Annotated in this window: 19 protein-coding genes and 3 pseudogenes; 17 read left to right on the top strand and 5 right to left on the bottom strand. The window is 44.6% G+C overall.

The features are described 5' to 3' along the window. Positions 1-171 precede the first annotated feature (171 nt). From rsxC to GT575_RS08295, 8 genes and pseudogenes are all read left to right on the top strand, one after another. A complete protein-coding gene (gene rsxC, locus GT575_RS08325) occupies positions 172-1497 on the top strand; it encodes an electron transport complex subunit RsxC (protein ID WP_015533097.1) in 1326 nt (441 codons plus the stop codon). A 12-nt stretch (positions 1498-1509) separates the two neighbouring features. Continuing rightward, positions 1510-2442, top strand: a pseudogene (locus GT575_RS15565) (RnfABCDGE type electron transport complex subunit D); the annotation flags it as partial. Between the two features lie 48 nt (positions 2443-2490). Further along, a complete protein-coding gene (locus tag GT575_RS15560; RefSeq protein ID WP_308936786.1) occupies positions 2491-3135 on the top strand; it encodes an RnfABCDGE type electron transport complex subunit G in 645 nt (214 codons plus the stop codon). Beyond that, positions 3135-3785 (top strand): annotated as a pseudogene (gene rsxE / locus GT575_RS15555) (electron transport complex subunit RsxE); the annotation flags it as partial. The gene GT575_RS15560 and the pseudogene rsxE, both read left to right, overlap by 1 nt. Before the next feature lie 641 nt (positions 3786-4426). Continuing rightward, the gene (locus GT575_RS08310; protein ID WP_015533099.1) at positions 4427-4999 is read left to right on the top strand and encodes an electron transport complex protein RnfA; all 573 of its coding nucleotides are present in this window, start codon (positions 4427-4429) and stop codon (positions 4997-4999) included. 13 nt (positions 5000-5012) lie between these two features. Then, a complete protein-coding gene (locus tag GT575_RS08305) occupies positions 5013-5798 on the top strand; it encodes an RnfABCDGE type electron transport complex subunit B (RefSeq protein ID WP_015533100.1) in 786 nt (261 codons plus the stop codon). 41 nt (positions 5799-5839) lie between these two features. Continuing rightward, a complete protein-coding gene (nrdR, locus tag GT575_RS08300) occupies positions 5840-6307 on the top strand; it encodes a transcriptional regulator NrdR (RefSeq protein ID WP_015533101.1) in 468 nt (155 codons plus the stop codon). Then, positions 6304-6924 (top strand): YigZ family protein, encoded by a 621-nt coding sequence (locus GT575_RS08295; protein ID WP_015533102.1) that lies wholly within the window; start codon positions 6304-6306, stop codon positions 6922-6924. Before nrdR ends, GT575_RS08295 begins: the two co-directional genes overlap by 4 nt. On the opposite strand, the gene GT575_RS08290 is transcribed toward GT575_RS08295, so the two are convergent. From GT575_RS08290 to GT575_RS08275, 4 genes are read right to left on the bottom strand one after another with little or no spacing between them, the layout of a single operon-like run. Continuing rightward, positions 6875-7864 carry an ABC transporter permease gene (locus tag GT575_RS08290; RefSeq protein ID WP_055144867.1) on the bottom strand — a complete coding sequence of 330 codons (990 nt, stop codon included), beginning with the start codon at positions 7862-7864 and terminating at the stop codon, positions 6875-6877. The genes GT575_RS08295 and GT575_RS08290 overlap by 50 nt on opposite strands. A gap of 18 nt (positions 7865-7882) precedes the next feature. Next, complete coding sequence (locus tag GT575_RS08285; protein WP_161171859.1) at positions 7883-8998, bottom strand: ABC transporter permease; 1116 nt, start codon at positions 8996-8998, stop codon at positions 7883-7885. A gap of 19 nt (positions 8999-9017) precedes the next feature. Then, positions 9018-9683 (bottom strand): ATP-binding cassette domain-containing protein, encoded by a 666-nt coding sequence (locus tag GT575_RS08280; RefSeq protein ID WP_055224210.1) that lies wholly within the window; start codon positions 9681-9683, stop codon positions 9018-9020. After that, on the bottom strand, positions 9684-9956 hold the full coding sequence (locus GT575_RS08275; RefSeq protein ID WP_015533105.1) for a hypothetical protein: 273 nt from the start codon (positions 9954-9956) through the stop codon (positions 9684-9686). Positions 9957-10137: 181 nt separating this feature from the next. Between GT575_RS08275 and GT575_RS08270 the strand changes: the two genes are divergently transcribed. The 3 genes from GT575_RS08270 (at position 10138) to yajC (ending at position 13622) form a co-directional block, all read left to right on the top strand. Next, positions 10138-11784 carry a S1C family serine protease gene (locus tag GT575_RS08270; RefSeq protein WP_243147864.1) on the top strand — a complete coding sequence of 549 codons (1647 nt, stop codon included), beginning with the start codon at positions 10138-10140 and terminating at the stop codon, positions 11782-11784. A gap of 310 nt (positions 11785-12094) precedes the next feature. Next, the gene (gene tgt, locus GT575_RS08265) at positions 12095-13228 is read left to right on the top strand and encodes a tRNA guanosine(34) transglycosylase Tgt (RefSeq protein WP_015533107.1); all 1134 of its coding nucleotides are present in this window, start codon (positions 12095-12097) and stop codon (positions 13226-13228) included. 19 nt (positions 13229-13247) lie between these two features. Further along, the gene (gene yajC, locus GT575_RS08260) at positions 13248-13622 is read left to right on the top strand and encodes a preprotein translocase subunit YajC (protein WP_015533108.1); all 375 of its coding nucleotides are present in this window, start codon (positions 13248-13250) and stop codon (positions 13620-13622) included. A gap of 35 nt (positions 13623-13657) precedes the next feature. On the opposite strand, the gene GT575_RS08255 is transcribed toward yajC, so the two are convergent. Further along, on the bottom strand, positions 13658-14575 hold the full coding sequence (locus GT575_RS08255; RefSeq protein ID WP_022216212.1) for a PHP domain-containing protein: 918 nt from the start codon (positions 14573-14575) through the stop codon (positions 13658-13660). Between the two features lie 356 nt (positions 14576-14931). On the opposite strand from GT575_RS08255, the gene GT575_RS08250 reads away from it, so the two are divergent. The 6 genes and pseudogenes from GT575_RS08250 (at position 14932) to GT575_RS08230 (ending at position 20419) form a co-directional block, all read left to right on the top strand. After that, positions 14932-15633, top strand: a complete 702-nt coding sequence (locus GT575_RS08250) for an iron-sulfur cluster assembly scaffold protein (RefSeq protein ID WP_004853825.1) — start codon at positions 14932-14934, stop codon at positions 15631-15633. 29 nt (positions 15634-15662) lie between these two features. Beyond that, positions 15663-16673, top strand: coding sequence for a GGGtGRT protein (locus GT575_RS08245; RefSeq protein WP_004853826.1), 1011 nt, complete (start codon positions 15663-15665; stop codon positions 16671-16673). Positions 16674-17434: 761 nt separating this feature from the next. Then, complete coding sequence (locus GT575_RS14925) at positions 17435-17719, top strand: hypothetical protein (RefSeq protein ID WP_015533110.1); 285 nt, start codon at positions 17435-17437, stop codon at positions 17717-17719. A gap of 376 nt (positions 17720-18095) precedes the next feature. Beyond that, positions 18096-18419: a hypothetical protein gene (locus GT575_RS08240; protein WP_055144852.1), complete on the top strand. Its 324-nt coding sequence runs from the start codon at positions 18096-18098 to the stop codon at positions 18417-18419. A gap of 130 nt (positions 18420-18549) precedes the next feature. After that, a complete protein-coding gene (locus tag GT575_RS08235; protein WP_015533112.1) occupies positions 18550-19542 on the top strand; it encodes a GH25 family lysozyme in 993 nt (330 codons plus the stop codon). A gap of 177 nt (positions 19543-19719) precedes the next feature. Then, positions 19720-20419: pseudogene (locus GT575_RS08230) on the top strand (zinc metallopeptidase). Positions 20420-20493: the final 74 nt, after the last annotated feature.

Genomic DNA, 20493 nt, shown 5'->3' with positions numbered 1-20493 from the left:
AGACATAAGTGTCTATATCTTATATGTGATCGTTTTTTATGCGGATAAGCAGAAGAATTTCCATATTTTAAAATGATAATATATCCCCATTTAGGTTGTTTTTGAGGGCTTAAAGCGTTATTATATAGGGAGATTTTTTTAATAAAAATATATAAGGAAAAGAGGTAGAACATGGGTTTGTTAACATTTCTGGGCGGAATTCATCCATATGAAGGCAAAGAATTGTCAATGGAAAAGCCTGTCAGAGAATACCTTCCAAAAGGTGACTGCGTGTACCCGCTGAGTCAGCATATAGGGGCACCGGCCACACCTATAGTGAAGAAGGGCGACAGAGTCCTGGTTGGTCAGAAGATTGCGGAGACCAGTGGCTTCGTGTCAGCAAATATACATTCATCCATATCGGGAAAGGTCAAGGCGATCGAGCCGAGATATGTGCCTGGTGGATCAAAGGTTGAATCAATAGTTGTAGAGAATGATGGCCTGTTTGAGGAGATCGACTTTGCAGCAAATGTAAAAGATCTGTCCACTCTGTATAGAGAGGATGTGAAGGAGATCATCAAGGAGGCCGGAATAGTAGGAATGGGCGGCGCCGGTTTCCCTGCAAATGTCAAGCTGTCCCCGAAGAACGAGGATGCGATCGACTACATAATAGTAAATGGCGCAGAGTGTGAGCCATATCTTACTTCGGATTACAGAAGGATGATGGAGGAACCGGACAAGCTGATACTGGGACTTGAGATATGTATCAATCTGTTTGATCATGCAAAGGGAATCATCGCCATAGAGGATAATAAGCCTGAGGCAATAGAACTTCTCAGGGATAAGGTAAAGGACAATGACAAGATCGAAGTCCATGTGATGAAGACCAAGTACCCTCAGGGTGCCGAGCGTCAGCTCATATATGCTAACACTGGAAGATATGTCAACTCCAAGATGCTTCCAGCGGATGCTGGATGTATAGTTCACAATGTTGATACCATCGTGTCCATATATGAGGCAGTTATAGAGGGAAGACCACTCTACACAAGGATAGTCACCATAACAGGTGATGCCATAGAGAATCCATGCAATCTTATGGTGAGGATAGGAACAAACTGTCAGGAGCTTATAGAGGCTGCGGGTGGATTTAAGGATGGTGTGGTTCCTGAGAAGGTGATCTCAGGCGGTCCTATGATGGGAAAGGCACTTTTCTCATTGGATGTTCCTGCAACCAAGGGAGTGTCGGCACTGCTGTGTATGACACATGACGAGGTGGCAGACCTTGAACCGAGCAACTGTATCAGATGCGGACGCTGTGTTGATGTGTGTCCGGGACGTATTGTTCCTTCGATGCTTGCTTCACTGGCTGAGCATGGGGATACAGAGGGATTCCTGGCTCACAACGGAATGGAGTGTTGTGAGTGTGGATGCTGTTCGTATGTGTGTCCGGCGAAGAGACATCTGACACAGACCATTGCGGGAACAAGAAAATCCATCATTGCAAATAAAAAGAAGTAGGAGGTGTACACATTGGATAATACATTTAAGATTTCGTCATCTCCACATGTCAGAGATAAACGAAGTACACAGAGCATTATGCTGGATGTGATCATTGCTTTGCTTCCGGCAACCGTATTTGGAATCATCAACTTCGAGCTGAACGCTATGATACTTATACTCACATGCGTGGTCTCATGCGTGCTGTTTGAGTGGCTGTACCAGAAGATGATGAACAGAAAAGTAACCATAAGCGATCTCAGTGCAGTTGTAACAGGACTTCTTCTTGCACTGAACCTCTCACCGGATGTACCGGTGTGGATGGCGATACTCGGAAGTGCATTTGCCATTATAATAGTTAAACAGCTCTTTGGAGGACTGGGATTCAACTTCATGAATCCAGCGCTGGGCGCAAGATGTTTCCTTCTCATATCATTTGCAGGAAGAATGACATCATTCTCGTATGATGGTGTGACAACTGCTACACCTCTTGCAGTACTCAAGAACACAGGGGATCTGGCAAATGTCAATGTACTCAATATGTTTCTTGGAAATATACCGGGAACCATAGGTGAGACATCAGTTGTATGTTTACTTGTTGGTGCGGCTTATCTTCTGATCAGAAGAGTTATAAAGCCGGTTATTCCATTTACATATATAGGAACATTTGCGGTGCTCATTATGATATATGCGGTTGCATCGGGTAGAGGTTTTGATCTTACATTCCTCGCAGCACACCTGTGCGGTGGTGGTCTGATGCTTGGAGCATTCTTTATGGCAACTGACTATGTTACATCACCTATCACACCTGCGGGTAAGGTTGTGTTTGGTGTGATACTTGGTATACTCACATTCTGTTTCAGAATATACGGAGGATCAGCAGAGGGCGTATCATATGCGATCATATTCTCCAACCTGCTTGTGCCACTCATTGAGAGATGGACACAGCCGAAGAGCTTCGGAGAGGGCGCAGAGCTTGCAGCCCAGGGTGACACAGCCGGAACAAAGTCCAAGATGGATACAAAGTCGATTGTTATAGCAACTATAGCAATCATGATAATCACAGTCATAGCAGGATTTGCACTGGCTTATGTATATAAGATCACAAAGGATCCTATAGCAGTTACAGAGCAGAAAGCAAAGGAAGAGGCATATAAGGCGGTATTCGATGATGCGGATTCGTTTGACAGCTATGCTGACTTTGATGCCGATGCGGCTGCAAAGATCCTGTCAGATGCCGGATATAACGCAGATATAGATGAGATCGTGGAAGCAAAGGGCAGCGATGGTTCAGCACTTGGATATGTTGTGACTGTCACATCACATGAGGCGTATAGTGGAGACCTTCAGCTTGCCATGGGAGTCAGAGCGGATGGAACGACAAATGGAATTTCATTCCTGTCACTCTCAGAGACCGCAGGACTTGGTATGGAGGCTGACACAGACAGCTTCAAGTCGCAGTTTGCAGGCAAGAAGGTCGATAAGTTCCAGTACACCAAGTCAGGTGCCACAGTGGACGAGGAGATAGATGCCCTGTCAGGAGCTACCATCACAACAAATGCGGTTACCAATGCGGTGAATGCGGGACTTGAGTATGTGAAGTCCATAAATGGCGGTGCTGCTGATTCATCTGCAGCATCGAACGGAGGTGACAAGTAATGGGAAAATGTACAGAGCGTTTATATAATGGTATTGTGAAAGAGAACCCGACCTTCGTACAGATGCTTGGAATGTGTCCGACACTTGCGGTTACATCATCAGCCATCAATGGCGCAGGAATGGGACTTACGACCACATGTATCCTGGTGCTCAGCAACTTCATGATCTCAGCACTCAGAAAGGTTATACCTGATAAGGTCAGAATACCATCATTTATAGTTATCATAGCTTCGTTTGTTACTATCATACAGTTTCTGCTGCAGGCGTACCTGCCATCACTCAACAGCAGCCTGGGACTGTATATACCACTTATAGTTGTAAACTGTATCATCCTTGGTCGTGCCGAGGCATATGCTTCCAAGAACAAGGTACTTCCATCTATATTTGATGGACTTGGAATGGGCCTTGGATTTACAGTTGGCCTTACACTTATAGGAATGTTCAGAGAGCTTGTCGGAAAGGGCTGTGTATTTGGATTCCAGATACTTGGAGATGGCAACTTACTTCAGAACTCATCGGGAATTATAAAGGGTATAGGCAATGCACTCAGCCTGTACACACCTATAACAATATTCGTACTTGCACCTGGTGCATTCTTCGTGCTTGCATTCATCATAGCATTTATCAACAAGAGAAATGCAAAGAAGGCAGCCGAGGCACTGGCAAATGGAGAGGAGATCCCGGCAGCATGCAGACCGGACTCATGTGCAGGCTGTATCAATGCAGCATGTTGTGGCAAGCTGGTTTCAGAGACTCCGGCTCCTGTAAAGGCAGCAGAGGCTCCGGCGAAAACTTCAGCGGATGCAAAACAGGTTAAGAAGCAGGAAGAGACACCTGCAGCGGCAGATAAGGATGCAGCAAAGAATACAGCGCCAGAGGCTGACAAGCCAGATGAGGCGAAGAAGGATGAGCCAAGACTCAGCCCATATGCACCGACCAGAGAGTCAGTCCTCGCCGACATAAAGCTTGTTCCGAATGCGACAGGAAAGATGCTTAAGGAGCATGCTGAGGAAGTTCAGCAGGAAAAGACGCCAGATGAGGAGCAGCAGACTGTTACAGAGACTCAGTCAGACAGTCAGGACAATCTCCAGAATGAGAAGTCAACAGAGCAGCCAGCAGCAGAACAGGAAGTAGCAGACAAAGTGGCAGCAGAGCAGCCATCAACGGATCAGCCGACGGAAGCAGAGCAGCCAGGACACTCTGCAGAGAACGAGCCAGCAGATTCCGACATAAAGCTCAAGGAGACAATGGCTCATATAAAGAAGAAAAAAGGAAAGGGAGGTAAGAGATAATGAATATTTTATTGTTAGCCATCGGAGCGGCACTTGTAAATAATGTTATCCTCAGCCAGTTCCTCGGACTGTGTCCTTTCCTTGGAGTGTCCAAGAGTGTCAACACAGCAACCGGAATGGGAGCAGCGGTTGTGTTCGTCATGACCATAGCTTCATTTGTCACCAGCGTTGTGTATTACGGCATACTGAGAAGATTCGGACTTGAGTACCTCAACACCATAGTGTTCATCCTTGTGATCGCAGCACTTGTACAGTTTGTTGAGATGTTCCTCAAGAAGAAGGTCAAGTCATTGTATGAATCACTTGGAGTTTACCTTCCACTGATCACGACCAACTGTGCCGTGCTTGGTATCGCTCTCTCAAATGTACAGAGCGGTTACGGTATACTTGAGAGTACCATCAACGGATGTGGCTCTGCAGTCGGATTTACTATAGCCATAGTGATACTTGCAGGAATCAGAGAGAGACTTGAGCACAGCCCTATACCTGAGGCGTTCAAGGGAACCCCTATAGTTCTCATCACATCAGGTCTTATGGCGATTGCGTTCTTCGGTTTCTCAGGATTGATATAAGGAGGGTGCGGATATGACAGGAATATTGATAGCTGTGGCAGTTGTCGCAGGCGTAGGTATTGTGATAGGTATCCTTCTGGGTGTCGCAGGAGAGAAATTTAAGGTAGAAGTAGATGAGAAAGAAATAGCAGTAAGAGAGCTGCTTCCAGGAAATAACTGCGGTGGATGTGGATATCCGGGATGTGATGGTCTGGCAGCGGCCATCGCCAAGGGCGAGATGCCGCCATCAGCGTGTCCTGTTGGAGGCGAGGCAGTGGCAGCGAAGATCAGTGAGGTTATGGGCGTGGAAAACGCTGAAAATACAAGGTATGTGGCATTTGTCAAGTGTGCAGGAGACTGCGAGAAGGCAAAGGATGTATACGAGTATGTTGGCCCAAGAGACTGTAAACTGGCACAGAACAATCCAAACAGCGGTCCTAAGGCATGTACATATGGATGTACAGGTTATGGCTCATGTAAGGCAGTATGTGAGTTCGGGGCTATTGACATTATAGATGGAATTGCGGTAATTAATAAGGAGAAGTGTAAGGCATGCGGCAAATGTGTCACAGAGTGCCCGAGACACTTGATAGAGCTGGTTCCATATGATGCAGAGAGACTTGTCAGATGTAATTCCCATGACAAGGGTCTTCAGGTCAAGGCAGCCTGCAGCGCAGGATGTATCGGATGTACACTGTGTGCAAGGAACTGTGAGGCTGGAGCCATCACGATAGACAGAAACCTTGCTCACATAGATCCGGAGAAGTGTACAAATTGTGGTGCATGTAAGGCCAAGTGCCCAGTAAAGATAATATCGTAAGAAGGTCCCGCCGAAGGTGGGAGATATAAGGAGAAAATTATATGAGATGCCCATTTTGCTCAGCAGATGATACAAAGGTTATCGATTCCAGACCAGCGGAGGATGGAAGTGCGATCAGAAGAAGAAGACAGTGTGACGCCTGTGGTAAGAGATTTACCACATATGAGAAGGTGGAGACCATACCTCTCATAGTCATCAAGAAGGACAAGAACAGAGAGACTTATGACCGTTCCAAGATAGAGTCAGGTGTCATAAAGTCATGCCATAAGCGTCCGGTTTCAGCGGAAGCAGTCACAAAGTGCATAGATGACATAGAGAACACCATCTTCAACATGGAAGTGAGAGAGATAGAGAGCACGACCATAGGTGAGATAGTCATGGATAAGATCAAGGATCTTGATCAGGTAGCCTATGTAAGATTTGCATCAGTGTACAGAGAGTTCAAGGATGTGAATACATTTATGGATGAGCTGGGCAAGCTGCTCACCAGCAATTCGGAGAAGCGATGATAGAGACATACAACACGATATTACAGGAGGGGCAGGACGAGATAGTCGAGAAGAAATCACGATTCATCGGCTATGCAGTCCCTGTGTCCTCGGAGGAAGAGGCATATGCCTTTGTCGAGAAGATCAGGAAGCAGCACTATGATGCAAGGCACAACTGCTATGCATTTGCCATAGGCAGCGAGAATACATTGCTAAGATTCTCTGATGACGGAGAACCGCAGGGAACGGCTGGAAAACCCATCCTGGAGGTTATCACGGGAAATGCGGTGGTTAATATATGTATAGTGGTTACAAGGTATTTTGGTGGAACACTGCTCGGAACAGGTGGTCTTGTGAGAGCATACACCGAGGCAGCCAAGCTTGCATTGTCTGATGCGGGTATACATAAGATGCAGCTTATGAAGCTGGTGAAGATAACCACGAACTACAACGATTCGGGTAAGGTACAATATCTTCTCAGCAACAGTGATGCACTGATAGACAGTACGGATTACACTGCAGATGTGTGCTTCAATGTGGCGGTGCCGGCTGACAGCTATGGATGTCTGGTAAAGCAGATCACAGAGTCTACATCTGCGAGAGCATTGATAGAAGACTCAGGAGAAGAGTACAGATGATGATGAATGGCAGAGCTATAGTAAATATCTTATAGCGCCTGAATATCACTCTGAATATGAGTGCAGCAGCAAGGCTGATGACTGACACTGCGGCGATATGCAGCAGGACATTGAGACAGCCATTGGTGCCGGAATATATGATCAAGGATATAAAGCTGATAATGGCAGCGGGAATAATTCCCGCTGCTATATTTTTTACACAGAATCCGGCTTTTTTTCTGGAGGAGAGGATAGAGTAAGCCCCACAGTCCAGATCCCGGAGATAGTTCTGAAGTCCCAGGAGAGAACACACGAACAAAGTTATGTAAACCAATATTTCCACAGGAAAATTGTTTGGCGCAATATCTGTCGATGCCGTGTATTTTCCGGTGAGTCCGCTCTCGATGGTGAAAATGTCCTCATTTTCGATATATCCCTTAAATCTATCACTGATGTATTCTGACATCTGGGTCTCGTCGTATGGGACATTTGCCAGATAACGATCCTGGAGCATACATACAGACATGTCTGCCGCATATGCATACAGGAGGGCGGCATACACGGATTCTTCGGACACAGACTGGAATGAGCTTCCATCGGTTGTATACACGGTTATGTGGCGCTTCCCGTCAGAGTGGATCATTGATTCACTGAAACCATCAGGAACCATGTACGCGGAGTCGATCCTGCCGGATGCTACATCATCCTTCATGTCTTTCAGGGATTCATAGTGCCTGAAGGTAAATCCCGTGGATGTCGATGTGAGATACGACAGGAAAGCATCCGTGTGTTCGTCAGAACTTTCAATATACACGCCGGACACGATCTCGGTGCTTTGCTTTCTGGCTGGCAGAAAGCTCACAGCGATCAGCACAGCGGGGATGACCAGCAGAACGACGATCATGGCGGGACGGCACAGTATTCTCTTTATAAGTAAGTTTATCTGTCTTATATGGTTCATAGATGTATCTCCGTAAATTTATGATAAATATATGCACAGTGTCTGCACAATCTTATTGAGCAGCGATCCATGGCATATATCCTTTGCAAAGTTTGGAAGCATGGCTTCCGGTATGAATAAGCCGCTCACATAGGCCAGTATGACAGTGACTACAGTGAGAAGCAGTGTGCAGCCGTGTATCCCTGCGGGAACCAGACTTATGAGCAGCGTATATACCGCGACACATGTAGCTATGACGATTCCGAATAGTATCCCGCTCATGTGGATATTTACATGCAGTTCATCGATAAACAGTGAGGCCAGGGCGAGAGCCATGTATACAGTTATATAAAGGATATACAGCCATATGAACATGGATATGAAATTGCTGACATTGCGTCTGACTTTGCCAATTCCCTGTGACCTGAGCTTTGTTATGTAAGAGGCTGGGAGGTCGAGCAGGAATGGGAAGAAAACAACGCTGCACAGCATCATCATGAGAAGGACCGCCGCACTTGTGTAGAAGTCGGTGGTATTTGCTGCTCTGGTTGCATTTATTTTGTCGACGGTGAAGTTGGCAGTCCTGTCAAGAACCTTAGTCATGAACATGGCATTTACATCGTTGCTGAGCGTGTCCTGAATATCCTCGGGAAGCTCCATGTTCCTTCCTATCGCCTGAACCGAATATATGGCCGCCTGGGATATGCCAAGCATGGAGGATGTGGAGCGGAAGAGGTCATTCAGCACAAATGTATCGATGGACCGGTTGTCAGAATAGTATACCTCGACAGGTGTGTTCGTTCCGTCCATGATGTCGCTTATGATATTGTCAGGGACGTAGATCACAGCGAACAGGTCTCCGTCAGAGAGCCTTGAAAGGGCTGTATCCTTGTCTGAAAATTCTGTGAATACACATGATGAGTGGTAGCTGTCCATATCAGATATCGTGTTGTATGCCATCTGTGCGGTTTTTGAATCTGCACTCATCACGATTCCGATTGAAAGTGGTTCGGAGCGGTCATCAGAGTAGATAAAAGAGTTCGCGTTTAACGCAAGACACAGGAAAACCGCCATCATGACAAATGCTGCGACTACCATGTATATTCCATAATGAGCTATTCTTTTCAAATCAGTTCGTATAAGTCGGTAAAACATAAAACTCCTTTAGATAAAGCTATGATCTGATCAGATTGATGTAGGTTTCAGGTGAGGTGTATCCGGGTGAGATATTTCTGTCTATGGCCAGTTGGATGTGTCCATTTTTCAGTGTGTATATCTTGTTACATATATCCAGCGCAGATGTCTCATGTGTGGCGATGATGACACTTCCTCCATGTGATATGTAATTCTGGAGATAGCTCAGTATCCCGTTCTTGCATAGAAGATCAAGCGAGGCCAGAGGTTCATCGAGAAGAAGCAGATCCGGGTCAGACATCATCGTGATGGCAAGGCTTAGCCTCTTCTTCATTCCACCGGAGAGCTTTGAGACACGTTTGTCCAGAAATGAATCCACACCGAGAGACTGACATATGCTCATATTGTGGGAGTTCATGACTGTTTTCCTGCTTCCGGGGTGCCACAGTCTGATGTTGTCAATGGCTGTGAGTTCCGGTATGAGTGGATTGTCCTGTGGGAGCAGAGCAGCATTTGCCTGACAGTCGAAACCGAAGCACCCTGAGTCTGGCTTTATGTTTCTGGATAGTATTCCCAGCAGGGTGGATTTACCCGATCCGTTGATTCCCAGAAGGGCGATGCATTCACCCGGGGATACGGACAGTGACACATCTGTCAGAACTTTATTTTTGCCGTAGCTTTTGCTCACTGAAGAGACAGAAAACATCTAGTATTCCTCCTCTATTACCTGAAAATCAAGGTAGTCAAAATCTATATCCTCCACAAAGTTATCCGCTGTGAATCTGGTTCTGGCGTGGTGGATAAACTCATCCTTATTCTTCTTAAGCCACACCGGCTTTGCCAGGTCAAACTCGTAGCACATATCCTCAAGGGCCTTGTATACCTTGTGGGTACGCGTCATCTCGTAGTCGGATATGCATATCACGGTATCCTTCATGAGGTGGTTATCTTTTATAAGTTTTCCCCATACTCTAAACATATATTATCCTCCATAAGGGTTATTTGAGATCGTACCTGACTAGTATATAACATTTGTGCACAGAATTAAAACAATAAAGACACAAATATGACACATTTACTGCGTATAGTAACAACTGTAAGAAAGAGAAAGGTACCGATTACAGGAATTAAGATAATAAAGATGCGAAAGGATGATAGAGATGGAACAGGAAAACAAGAACCAGATGAATGGAAATAGTGGTCAGGCACCGCAGCAGGATGGTCTGTATCATTACAGCTATATGAACAATAGAGGAGATTCAAGATTTGACAGACCTTCAACAAATGCTTCACAGCAGACACAGAATGTTCAGGGCGCACAGTCAGCGCAGAACAATCAGACAGCCGGTGTACATGGCTCAGCACAGAACGCTCAGACTGCCGGCGCACAGAGTTCATCGCAGAATGCTCAAACAGTCGGTACACAGAACGCTTCATATTCAGGTTTTCAGAGAAATGTAAATGGCATGGAAGCATGGTATGACAGCCAGAGAATGAATCAGGGTTATCAGAATCAGGCAGGCAATCCAATGAACAATATGGGAACAGGAAAGCCTTCAGATAACAATATGAGACAGAAGAAGGCAAAAGATAAGAAGCCAAAGAACAGGAAGAGCGGATTTGGCAAGAAGGCAGCAGGTGTGGTTGCAGCGGCTGTTGTATTCGGACTTGTGGCAGGCGTTGTATTCCAGGGGGTCAGATATGGATCGGATAAGCTTCTCGGCAAAGATTCGCAGACCACAACAGAGCAGAGTGCTGAGGGTTCAACAGAGAACAATGCACCACAGCTCAAGCAGGCATCATCAGACACGACAAGTACAGTGTACGATGTGTCAACGGTTGCCAAGAAGGTTATGCCTTCCATCGTATCGATCACAGGAACATACGTAACAACATATGATTACTGGTTCAATTCATATCAGCAGGAGTCAACAGGAGCCGGTTCAGGTATCATCATCGGCAAGGATGACCAGTACCTGTATCTTGCAACTAATTATCATGTGGTACAGAATGCTAAGTCACTGTCAGTTACATTTGTCGATGACAAGAGTGCAGATGCGGTGGTAAAGGGATACGTTGAGAACAATGATATAGCAGTTGTCACAGTTAAGCTTTCGGACATATCGGATGACACTTTGAATGAGATAAAGGAGATTCAGGTAGGTTCATCGGATGATCTTGCAGTTGGTGATCCGTGCGTGGCAATCGGAAATGCACTTGGATATGGACAGTCAGTTACAGTTGGATATATAAGCGCACTTAACAGAGAGATAAGTGCTTCAGATGAGACAGTAAAGGTACTTCAGACAGATGCAGCCATCAACCCTGGTAACAGTGGTGGTGCCCTTGTCAACATGCAGGGCGAGCTGATCGGTATCAACACAGCCAAGTATTCAGATACAAGCGTTGAGGGTATGGGCTATGCACTTCCTATATCAGATGTACAGGATATAATCAATGACCTGATAGCAGGCAAGAATGTGTCAAATGATGGAACAACATTAGGACAGGCTTACCTCGGTATATCTGCCCAGACCATCACAAGCCAGTACGCACAGCTCCTGAACATGCCTGAGGGTGTATATATCTCATCAGTTGAGCAGGGTTCAGCAGCAGAGGAGTGTGGACTCCAGTCAGGAGATATCATTTGCAGCCTTGACGGTGAGGACATAGCAGATATGGAGACATTCCATGACAAGATCGTGGCCTGCAATCCTGGCGATAAGGTAACTATCGTATACTACAGAAACAACAATGGTAACTACGAGAAGCAGACTGCTACAGCTACGCTGAAGGAGAAGCAGTGATAAGTCAGATAATTCAGTGGTGATTTAGCACGGAGCTAACAGAACTGAAAGCCTATAGATTGATATAACGGCACCTGTAAGTGAAATTACAGGCGCCGTTTTGTATGTAAGATATGTGGCTGTCAAAATTGTAATCTGCCTGCATTGTATCGGAAGTCCTCGTATTCATCCGGTATGCGGTCAAGTTCGGCGGTAAATGCCTGTGGATTGTAAATTTGCTTGCAAATATACTTTAAATGGTGCATTATAAAGAGTACGCTTAAGTATAGCGTAAGATTTGGAAAAATGAAAAAGAAAGGTTTACATAACAATGTACAAAATACTTTGTAAGGATGGAAGGGCAAAGAGAGCTGAATTTCAGACTGTTCACGGAACAGTGCAGACACCTCTGTTCATGAATGTTGGAACGGCAGCAGCCATAAAGGGAGCTGTGGCAACAACGGATCTCAAGGACATAGGATGTCAGATCGAGCTGTCAAATACATATCATCTCCATGTGAGACCTGGGGATAAGATAGTCAAGCAGATGGGCGGTTTACATAAGTTTATGTACTGGGACAGACCGATACTCACTGATTCAGGCGGATTCCAGGTATTCTCCCTGGCGGGACTCAGGAAGATCAAGGAGGAGGGCGTAACCTTCAATTCCCATGTCGATGGACGCAAGATATTCATGGGACCTGAGGAGAGCATGCAGATACAGTCGAATCTGGCATCTACAATAGCCATGGCATTTGACGAGTGTGCCCCTGCACTGGCTGACAGACAGTACGTGGAGAATTCTGTTGCGAGAACAGCCAGATGGCTTGTCAGATGTAAGAATGAGATGGAGAGACTTAACAGTCTGCCGGATACGATCAACAAGAATCAGCTATTGTTTGGAATCAATCAGGGTGCCATATACGAGGATATCAGAATAGATCACGCCAAGAGAATCAGCGAGCTTGATCTTCCGGGATATGCCATAGGAGGACTTGCAGTAGGAGAGACAGCAGAGCAGATGTACCACATACTCGATGTGACCGTTCCGTATCTGCCTGAGGACAGACCGACATACCTCATGGGTGTTGGAACTCCTGCAAATATACTTGAGGCGGTCGACAGAGGTGTTGATTTCTTCGATTGCGTATATCCATCCAGAAATGGACGACACGCCCATGTGTACACGAAGCATGGCAAGATGAATCTCAAGAATGCGAGATTTGAGACAGACGACAGACCTATAGAGGAGGGCTGCGGATGCCCTGCATGCCAGCACTATAGCAGAGCGTACATCAGACACCTGCTCAAGGCAAATGAAATGCTCGGTATGAGATTTTGCGTCTTGCATAATTTGTATTTTTATAATAATATGATGAAAGACATCAGAGAGGCTATTGAAGAAGGAAGATATCAGTCATATAAGAAATCGATGCTTGAGAGCCTTGCTGGTGGAGAAGAGTAATCAAAAAGGAGATTAGAGAATGAATTCACTTTCAACAATTTTATCATCGTCAACAGGAACACAGGCCAGTGGCGGTTCATCAGTTATGTTTATTGTTGTATATATTGCCATATTTGCTGCAATCATTTACTTCATGATGATCAGACCACAGAAGAAGCAGAAGGCCAAGACAGACCAGATGCTTTCACAGATGGAGCCTGGTGATAATATCATGACAACCAGTGGTTTCTACGGAACCATCCTTGATGTGGTTGATGATTCAACTATCATCGTAGAGTTTGGTAACAACAAGAACTGTCGTATACCGATGCACAAGAGCGCTGTTGCAGAGCTTGAGAAGCAGGGATCATCAACAGTCACAGATGATGATAAGGATAAGAAGTCAAAGATATAATAAAGGTATCATCAGAGTAAATAAAAAAGCGGTCATTATACAGTGACCGCTTTTTTTATATCCTGAAATACAGCTTCCGTGATCCGAAGGCCGCCCCTTCCGGTTCCCACGGATATGTCGGGTTTGGCTGCGCCGTGGAAGTCGGAACCTCCTGATATGAGGAGCCCGTGTTTTCTGGCGATCTCCCTAAGCCTTCCGGATTCATAGGCATTGTTGGAGGAGTGGTAGACCTCAAGCCCTGAAAGGCCATATGGCTTCAGTTCTTCAAGCATGTCCTCTATCTGTTTATATCCAAATCCGTATATGAGGGGATGGGCGATGAAGGCAGCCTTGCCGTAGGTTCTTATGAGTCTTATGGCATCGGCGGCAGGTATGTCTGGTGTTGGAATGTAATATTTGCATTTCTTGCCCAGATACTTTTTGAACGCCTGGTTCATGTCCCTGCATACGCCTTCGGCTATGAGAATTCTGGCAAAATGAGCTCTTGTGACGACAGTATCAGGATTGCCATGCTGCAGCTTCTCCATGGTCATGTCTATTCCGTCGGCGCGGAATCTCTCACACATCTGCTCGTTTCGGTCGTATCTGGCCTGTTTGATGGCGGCAAGACGGGAGATGAGCTCAGGGTTCTTGTAGTCCATATAGAAGCCAAGAATGTGGATCTCCACACCGTTGTAGATGGCGGACATCTCTATGCCGGGAACTACCTCGATATGATGGTCACTGCTGTCAGAAAAGCCAGAGCAGTTGGTGGAATCACTGTTCTGGATCGGAGGAAGAGTGCTGTTCCAGTTATCTGCATATGTGATTGCATCTGCTACGCCATCCACTGTGTCGTGGTCGGTTATGGCGATCGCTGCAAGATTCCTGTCAATGGCAAGCTGGCACACCTCTGATGGGGTGCAGGAGCCGTCGGAAGCGGTGGTGTGAAGGTGCATATCTATAAATCTCATGTTGAAAACCTCCGTTTTTATTTTTTATATCATGTATCTGAGCAGCGCCTGGAGCGGCGCATGTCTGGGGTGAATGTGCTCTGACAGAAGTATTGTATATCAGATAAATACATATGTTCAAGTGAATATGGTTACGATCAAATGATATAAGCGGACATATGAACCCTGACAACTGTGCCTTGTTAAAAACTTTCTCAATAAGGCGCGCTGTACTTGATAAAGTACACGCAAATGCGACAAAAATTTTCAATAAGCTATGGACTTCATAACTGTTTTGTGAGAAAATACCACTGATGGTTTGAATTAGAGAATTCGGAACCGCTTTTAAGAATTCATATTTTGAAAGGAGTTTCACAATGATTTACACTAAGGAAGTTGAAAACATGTGCCCTGTAGCAAAGGGTGCAAAGCATGAGCCAGCTCCTATCCCAGAAGAAGGAAAGTGGGTTTACTCAAAGGAAATCAAAGACATCTCTGGTTTTACACATGGTGTAGGCTGGTGTGCACCACAGCAGGGTGCCTGCAAGCTTTCACTTAACGTAAAAGAGGGTGTTATCGAGGAGGCTCTTGTCGAGACTATTGGATGTTCAGGTATGACACATTCAGCAGCTATGGCAGCTGAGATTCTTCAGGGTAAGACAATCCTTGAGGCTCTCAACACTGACCTTGTGTGCGATGCTATCAATACAGCAATGAGAGAGTTATTCCTTCAGATCGTATACGGACGTACACAGAGTGCATTCTCAGATGACGGACTTGCAGTTGGTGCCGGACTTGAGGATCTTGGAAAGGGTCTTCGTTCACAGGTTGGTACAATGTATGCAACAAAGGCTAAGGGTGTTCGTTACCTTGAGATGGCAGAGGGCTATGTAACAGGAATAGCACTTGATGCAGATGACGAAGTTATCGGATATCAGTTCGTTTCTCTTGGAAAGATGACTGACTTTATCAAGAAGGGTGATGACCCTAACACAGCTTGGGAGAAGGCTTCAGGTTCATACGGACGTGTTAAGCCAGAGCAGGGCGCTGTTAAGATCATCGATCCACGTAAAGAGTAGTCGGAAATAGAGGAAAGGAGAACGAGACAATGGCATTATTTGAATCATATGAAAGAAGAATAGACCAGATAAACGCTGTACTTAACAGCTATGGAATCAGCTCAATCGAAGAAGCTGAGAAGATCACAAAGGACGCTGGACTTGACGTTTACAATCAGGTAAAGGGTATTCAGCCAATTTGTTTTGAGAATGCTTGCTGGGCATATACAGTAGGTGCAGCAATCGCAATCAAGAAGGGATGCAGAAAGGCAGCAGACGCAGCAGCAGCTATCGGCGAGGGTCTTCAGGCATTCTGTATACCAGGTTCTGTTGCAGATCATCGTAAGGTTGGTCTTGGACATGGTAACCTTGGTAAGATGTTACTTGAGGAGGAGACAGAGTGCTTCTGTTTCTTAGCAGGTCATGAGTCATTTGCAGCAGCTGAGGGTGCTATCGGTATCGCTGAGAAGGCTAACAAGGTTCGTAAAAAACCTCTTAGAGTTATCCTTAACGGTCTTGGTAAGGATGCAGCTCAGATCATCTCAAGAATCAATGGATTTACATATGTTGAGACAAAGTATGACTACAAGAAGGCTGAGCTCAATGTAGTATACGAGAAGGCATATTCAGATGGTATTCGTGCAACAGTTAAGTGCTACGGCGCTGACGATGTTCAGGAAGGTGTTGCTATCATGCACAAGGAGAACGTTGGTGTATCTATCACAGGTAACTCAACAAACCCTACACGTTTCCAGCATCCAGTTGCAGGTACATACAAGAAGGAGTGTATCGAGCAGGGTAAGAAGTACTTCTCAGTAGCATCAGGCGGTGGTACAGGACGTACACTTCACCCAGATAACATGGCAGCAGGTCCTGCTTCATACGGTATGACAGATACTCTCGGACGTATGCACAGTGATGCACAGTTCGCTGGTTCATCATCAGTTCCTGCACACGTAGAGATGATGGGACTTATCGGAATGGGTAACAACCCTATGGTTGGTGCTACAGTTGCTGTAGCTGTTAGTGTAGAGGAAGCTGCTAACGCTGGTAAGTTCTAAATAAAAACCTAGTATTTAAACGGTTTAGAGGGCTTTTAGAGAGATCTAAAGGCTCTCTATTTTTTTGATTTTTAAATTCTTTGAAGGTTGAAATCAATTTTGATGAATACAAATTTGGCATGCTTGTATATTATGATGATGACAGCCATACATATGAAATATTGCTTTGATATTCAGCATTAGTTGGAAAACGGGAGTTGCTAAGGAATTTTACAGCAACTCTTTTGTTTTATTTTGTCAAGACTTGTTTTATATTTATTCGGTATTATAATTGCCTTACATATCAAATGGAAGGGGTGATTAAAATGGATAGAACTATAGTAGTAGAATATTTTGATGGCGAGAAGAAAGTAAAAAAAGTTATAATTTTAAAATAATCTCGCGAAAAATTGCCTTATACGCGCATTTGTGAAAATCTATTGACTTATGGTTGATTTAGGGCTAAAGTGTGGCTACCAATCGGAAGAAAAAACAGTAGGCAGCAATATAGATTGACACATAAAATATTTGACAGCACATTTAAAAAGATACTTACGCACTCCTGAGAATATAGCGTCGTTGAAAAGCCTCATAAAAACAGATATAATGGGTAGCATAGATAAGAACATTGAACTTGGAAATATAACACTTGAGGATGGGCACAGCTTTATGGCAACTCGGAAAGAGGTTGAATTAATATCCCGATTTCAGAGAAAAGGCCTATATCAATGAATTCTGAGAATTATATATAAGACATTTGAAATAAACAAGGAAGGCATGAGATGGGCATTTATTTTAATCCAAGTAATGACAGTTTTACAAAGGACAAGAATAGTGAATTGTATCTTGATAAGACAGGTCTGCTTGAATATCTGAACAGAGTTATATGTACAAATGCTAATTGTATCAGTGTCAGTCATGCCAGACGATTTGGTAAGTCCCATGTGGCATTTGATCTTGCACTTCAGAATTTTATTTTTGACAAACGTCAAAAATATTGTATAATATACTTAACAAGACAGCCGAGCGATAGATACGTCCTATCCGTCCGGCAAAAACCATTTTAAGATGAAACACCTCATAGCTTAGTCGGCTGAGGTGTTTTTCTTATTTTCTATGATTCAGAATTGTCACAATAAGTATCGCAACGGTTAATATAACCATGAATTCCTCATATGTACTCATAAGGCACCACTCCCTTCCAAGACTCGAACGGATATGGTGTAACACCCCTCGGCTGCCCGGTTAAATACATTATTCTATTTTCATACAGAAGTAATTTTGATATATATACATTTTGGAGATTCCTATATAACGTAAAACACCTCGCATTAACGCGAGGTTGGATTTAAAAAGAGATTTAAGAACACAATAATATTTTATAACCACATACCACCTTCCGGAATACATTAAACTATATCATGGACAAGGAGGTGAATACGCATGGACAGATTTGCGGTTTGTCTAGTGATGGTGGCTGTTCTTTGTACTTTGATATCGATAATAACGGAATTTACGAAAGAGGTAGGAGTGCTGAAGAAGATCCCTACCTCTTTTCAGGTTCTGATCACCAGTGTCATTGTGTGTGAGGTGGGACTTTTTGTTGGACTATCATTTTATCACATAGCATTTGTGTGGTATTATCCTGTGGCTGCGTTTTTCGGGGCATTTGTCATTGCGATTTTATGTACCCGGGGATGGGACTACCTGATATCGATATTCAAGCGGTTTTACAATGGCGGAGATAAGGAAAAGTGGCATGAATAAAGGCGTCATGACAGTGGCACATGTAATACGAGACAGATAAGTATAAGTTCGGAATAATGATCCTAAGATTGTCTCCTGATTCAATGTCTGGAATATTATATACAGACAAAGAAATTCAGGAGACAATTTTATGGCTTCTAATAAGGTTCCATTAAAGGGCTACATGGATGGTATAGATATATCAGCGTGGCAGGATACTATAGATATAACCAAGGTGCCTTGTGACTTTGTGATAGTGAAAGCTACGGAGGGCACGGACTACAAGAACAGGTATTTTGCAAAGCACTGTGACCAGGCGATGAAAGCGGGAAAACTCCTGGGGGCATTCCATTATGCAAATGGTGGCGATCCCCACAGTGAGGCTGAGTATTTCCTTGCATACAGTAAGAAATATGTGGGCAAAGCCATACTCGTGCTTGACTGGGAGGGGCAGAACAACCCACAGTTTGGCAGAAGTGACAGGGCATGGTGCAAGGAGTGGTGTGATTATGTGTACAGAAAAACCAGGGTAAAACCGCTGATATATATTCAGAAGAGTGCCATGGAAAATGTCAAAAATCTTGGCTACAGGCTGTGGGTCGCTCAGTATCCTGATTATGAGCAGACTGGATATCAGGAGCATCCGTGGAATGAGGGGCAGTATGATTGTTCTATCAGGCAATACACTTCTGTAGGCCGGCTTCCGGGGTATGAAGGAAATCTTGACCTGAACAAGTCTTATATAGACAAAGCGACATGGAGAAAATGTGCTGCGATAAAGACTGGCAGTGATAAGGGAAAAACGAAAGGGAAAGGCTCTGACAGCAATAGCGGGAAAAGTAATTATAAGAATAGAAAAAAGAAAAGCATAGATGTGATCGCGAAGGAAGTCATAGCGGGCAGATGGGGGAACGGCGAGGATCGAAAAAAGAGATTAAAAACGGCGGGATATGATTACGATAAAGTTCAGGAGAAGGTGAACGCTATAGTGAAATTCTCACAGAAGAAATCGATAGATGTGATAGCCAGAGAGGTCATAGCCGGCGACTGGGGAAATGGCGATGACAGAAAGAACAGGCTGAAGAAGGCAGGGTATGATCATGTCAAGGTGCAGAATAAGGTAAATGAGATGCTTGGCAGATAGCTGCAGGTAAATGACATAAGAAAAATGGCAGGAGAACGAAGTATAAAATTAGTTCCGGCAAAAATGAAATTTATATGAAGTATCATCCATACCTGTTGACGAAGCGCAATATATACTATAGGATAGTGGAAAACAAAAGCCCCCGTCAGGGATACATGAAAGGGAAAGGTGATATATATGCCATATTATGGATTTTATTTTGACCCAACATATCTGTTGGTTCTCATAGGCGTGGTGCTCTGCATGATAGCATCGGCAAGAGTCAAGACCACATACAAGAAGTATGAGAAGGTGGGATCGCGGTCAGGCTACACAGCGGACCAGGTCGCATACATGATACTCAGGAATGCGGGGATAACGGATGTGTCAATACATCACATCTCAGGAGATCTGACTGATAATTACAATCCTAAGGAGCATACGCTCAATCTGTCGGACAGCGTGTATGGTTCCAGATCCATCGCAGCGATAGGCGTGGCAGCCCATGAGTGTGGACATGCCATACAGCATGCAAATGCATATGCACCGCTCACCATCAGGTCAGCCATCATTCCAGCGGCAAATATAGGCTCAGCCATATCATGGCCGCTCATACTTATAGGACTTCTCATTCCGAGGGTTGATTACCTTATAACACTCGGAATCATACTGTTCTCACTGGTTGTTGTCCTACAGTTTGTGACACTTCCGGTGGAGTTCAATGCATCGAGAAGAGCAATGGCGATACTGGAGGGCAGCGGATATCTCTATCCGGATGAACTCAAGGGTGCAAGAAGTGTACTCACAGCGGCAGCTATGACATATGTGGGCAGCCATGGTATCAGCATCACTTCAGTTGCTCAGACTTGTATTATTGTTTGGCAACAGGAGAAGATAGCGGAATTATAACAGAAAATATAAAAATGCATAAAAAAGTCTTGTGAATTTGTTGATAGTATTTGCAACTTTGCT

The sequence above is a fragment of the Coprococcus sp. BIOML-A2 genome (genome assembly GCF_009875795.1).
Lineage (GTDB): Bacteria > Bacillota > Clostridia > Lachnospirales > Lachnospiraceae > Coprococcus > Coprococcus aceti.
Note: the sequence above shows the minus strand (reverse complement) of the source record. Positions and strands in the feature narration are given on the sequence as shown.

What these genes read in the sequence shown, in the direction of transcription:
- rsxC (WP_015533097.1), top strand. Translation starts at nt 172, where the DNA reads ATGGGTTTGTTAACATTTCTGGGCGGAATTCATCCATATGAAGGCAAA.
- GT575_RS15560 (WP_308936786.1), top strand. Translation starts at nt 2,491, where the DNA reads ATGGATACAAAGTCGATTGTTATAGCAACTATAGCAATCATGATAATC.
- GT575_RS08310 (WP_015533099.1), top strand. Translation starts at nt 4,427, where the DNA reads ATGAATATTTTATTGTTAGCCATCGGAGCGGCACTTGTAAATAATGTT.
- GT575_RS08305 (WP_015533100.1), top strand. Translation starts at nt 5,013, where the DNA reads ATGACAGGAATATTGATAGCTGTGGCAGTTGTCGCAGGCGTAGGTATT.
- nrdR (WP_015533101.1), top strand. Translation starts at nt 5,840, where the DNA reads ATGAGATGCCCATTTTGCTCAGCAGATGATACAAAGGTTATCGATTCC.
- GT575_RS08295 (WP_015533102.1), top strand. Translation starts at nt 6,304, where the DNA reads ATGATAGAGACATACAACACGATATTACAGGAGGGGCAGGACGAGATA.
- GT575_RS08290 (WP_055144867.1), bottom strand. Translation starts at nt 7,864, where the DNA reads ATGAACCATATAAGACAGATAAACTTACTTATAAAGAGAATACTGTGC.
- GT575_RS08285 (WP_161171859.1), bottom strand. Translation starts at nt 8,998, where the DNA reads ATGTTTTACCGACTTATACGAACTGATTTGAAAAGAATAGCTCATTAT.
- GT575_RS08280 (WP_055224210.1), bottom strand. Translation starts at nt 9,683, where the DNA reads ATGTTTTCTGTCTCTTCAGTGAGCAAAAGCTACGGCAAAAATAAAGTT.
- GT575_RS08275 (WP_015533105.1), bottom strand. Translation starts at nt 9,956, where the DNA reads ATGTTTAGAGTATGGGGAAAACTTATAAAAGATAACCACCTCATGAAG.
- GT575_RS08270 (WP_243147864.1), top strand. Translation starts at nt 10,138, where the DNA reads ATGGAACAGGAAAACAAGAACCAGATGAATGGAAATAGTGGTCAGGCA.
- tgt (WP_015533107.1), top strand. Translation starts at nt 12,095, where the DNA reads ATGTACAAAATACTTTGTAAGGATGGAAGGGCAAAGAGAGCTGAATTT.
- yajC (WP_015533108.1), top strand. Translation starts at nt 13,248, where the DNA reads ATGAATTCACTTTCAACAATTTTATCATCGTCAACAGGAACACAGGCC.
- GT575_RS08255 (WP_022216212.1), bottom strand. Translation starts at nt 14,575, where the DNA reads ATGAGATTTATAGATATGCACCTTCACACCACCGCTTCCGACGGCTCC.
- GT575_RS08250 (WP_004853825.1), top strand. Translation starts at nt 14,932, where the DNA reads ATGATTTACACTAAGGAAGTTGAAAACATGTGCCCTGTAGCAAAGGGT.
- GT575_RS08245 (WP_004853826.1), top strand. Translation starts at nt 15,663, where the DNA reads ATGGCATTATTTGAATCATATGAAAGAAGAATAGACCAGATAAACGCT.
- GT575_RS14925 (WP_015533110.1), top strand. Translation starts at nt 17,435, where the DNA reads ATGGGCATTTATTTTAATCCAAGTAATGACAGTTTTACAAAGGACAAG.
- GT575_RS08240 (WP_055144852.1), top strand. Translation starts at nt 18,096, where the DNA reads ATGGACAGATTTGCGGTTTGTCTAGTGATGGTGGCTGTTCTTTGTACT.
- GT575_RS08235 (WP_015533112.1), top strand. Translation starts at nt 18,550, where the DNA reads ATGGCTTCTAATAAGGTTCCATTAAAGGGCTACATGGATGGTATAGAT.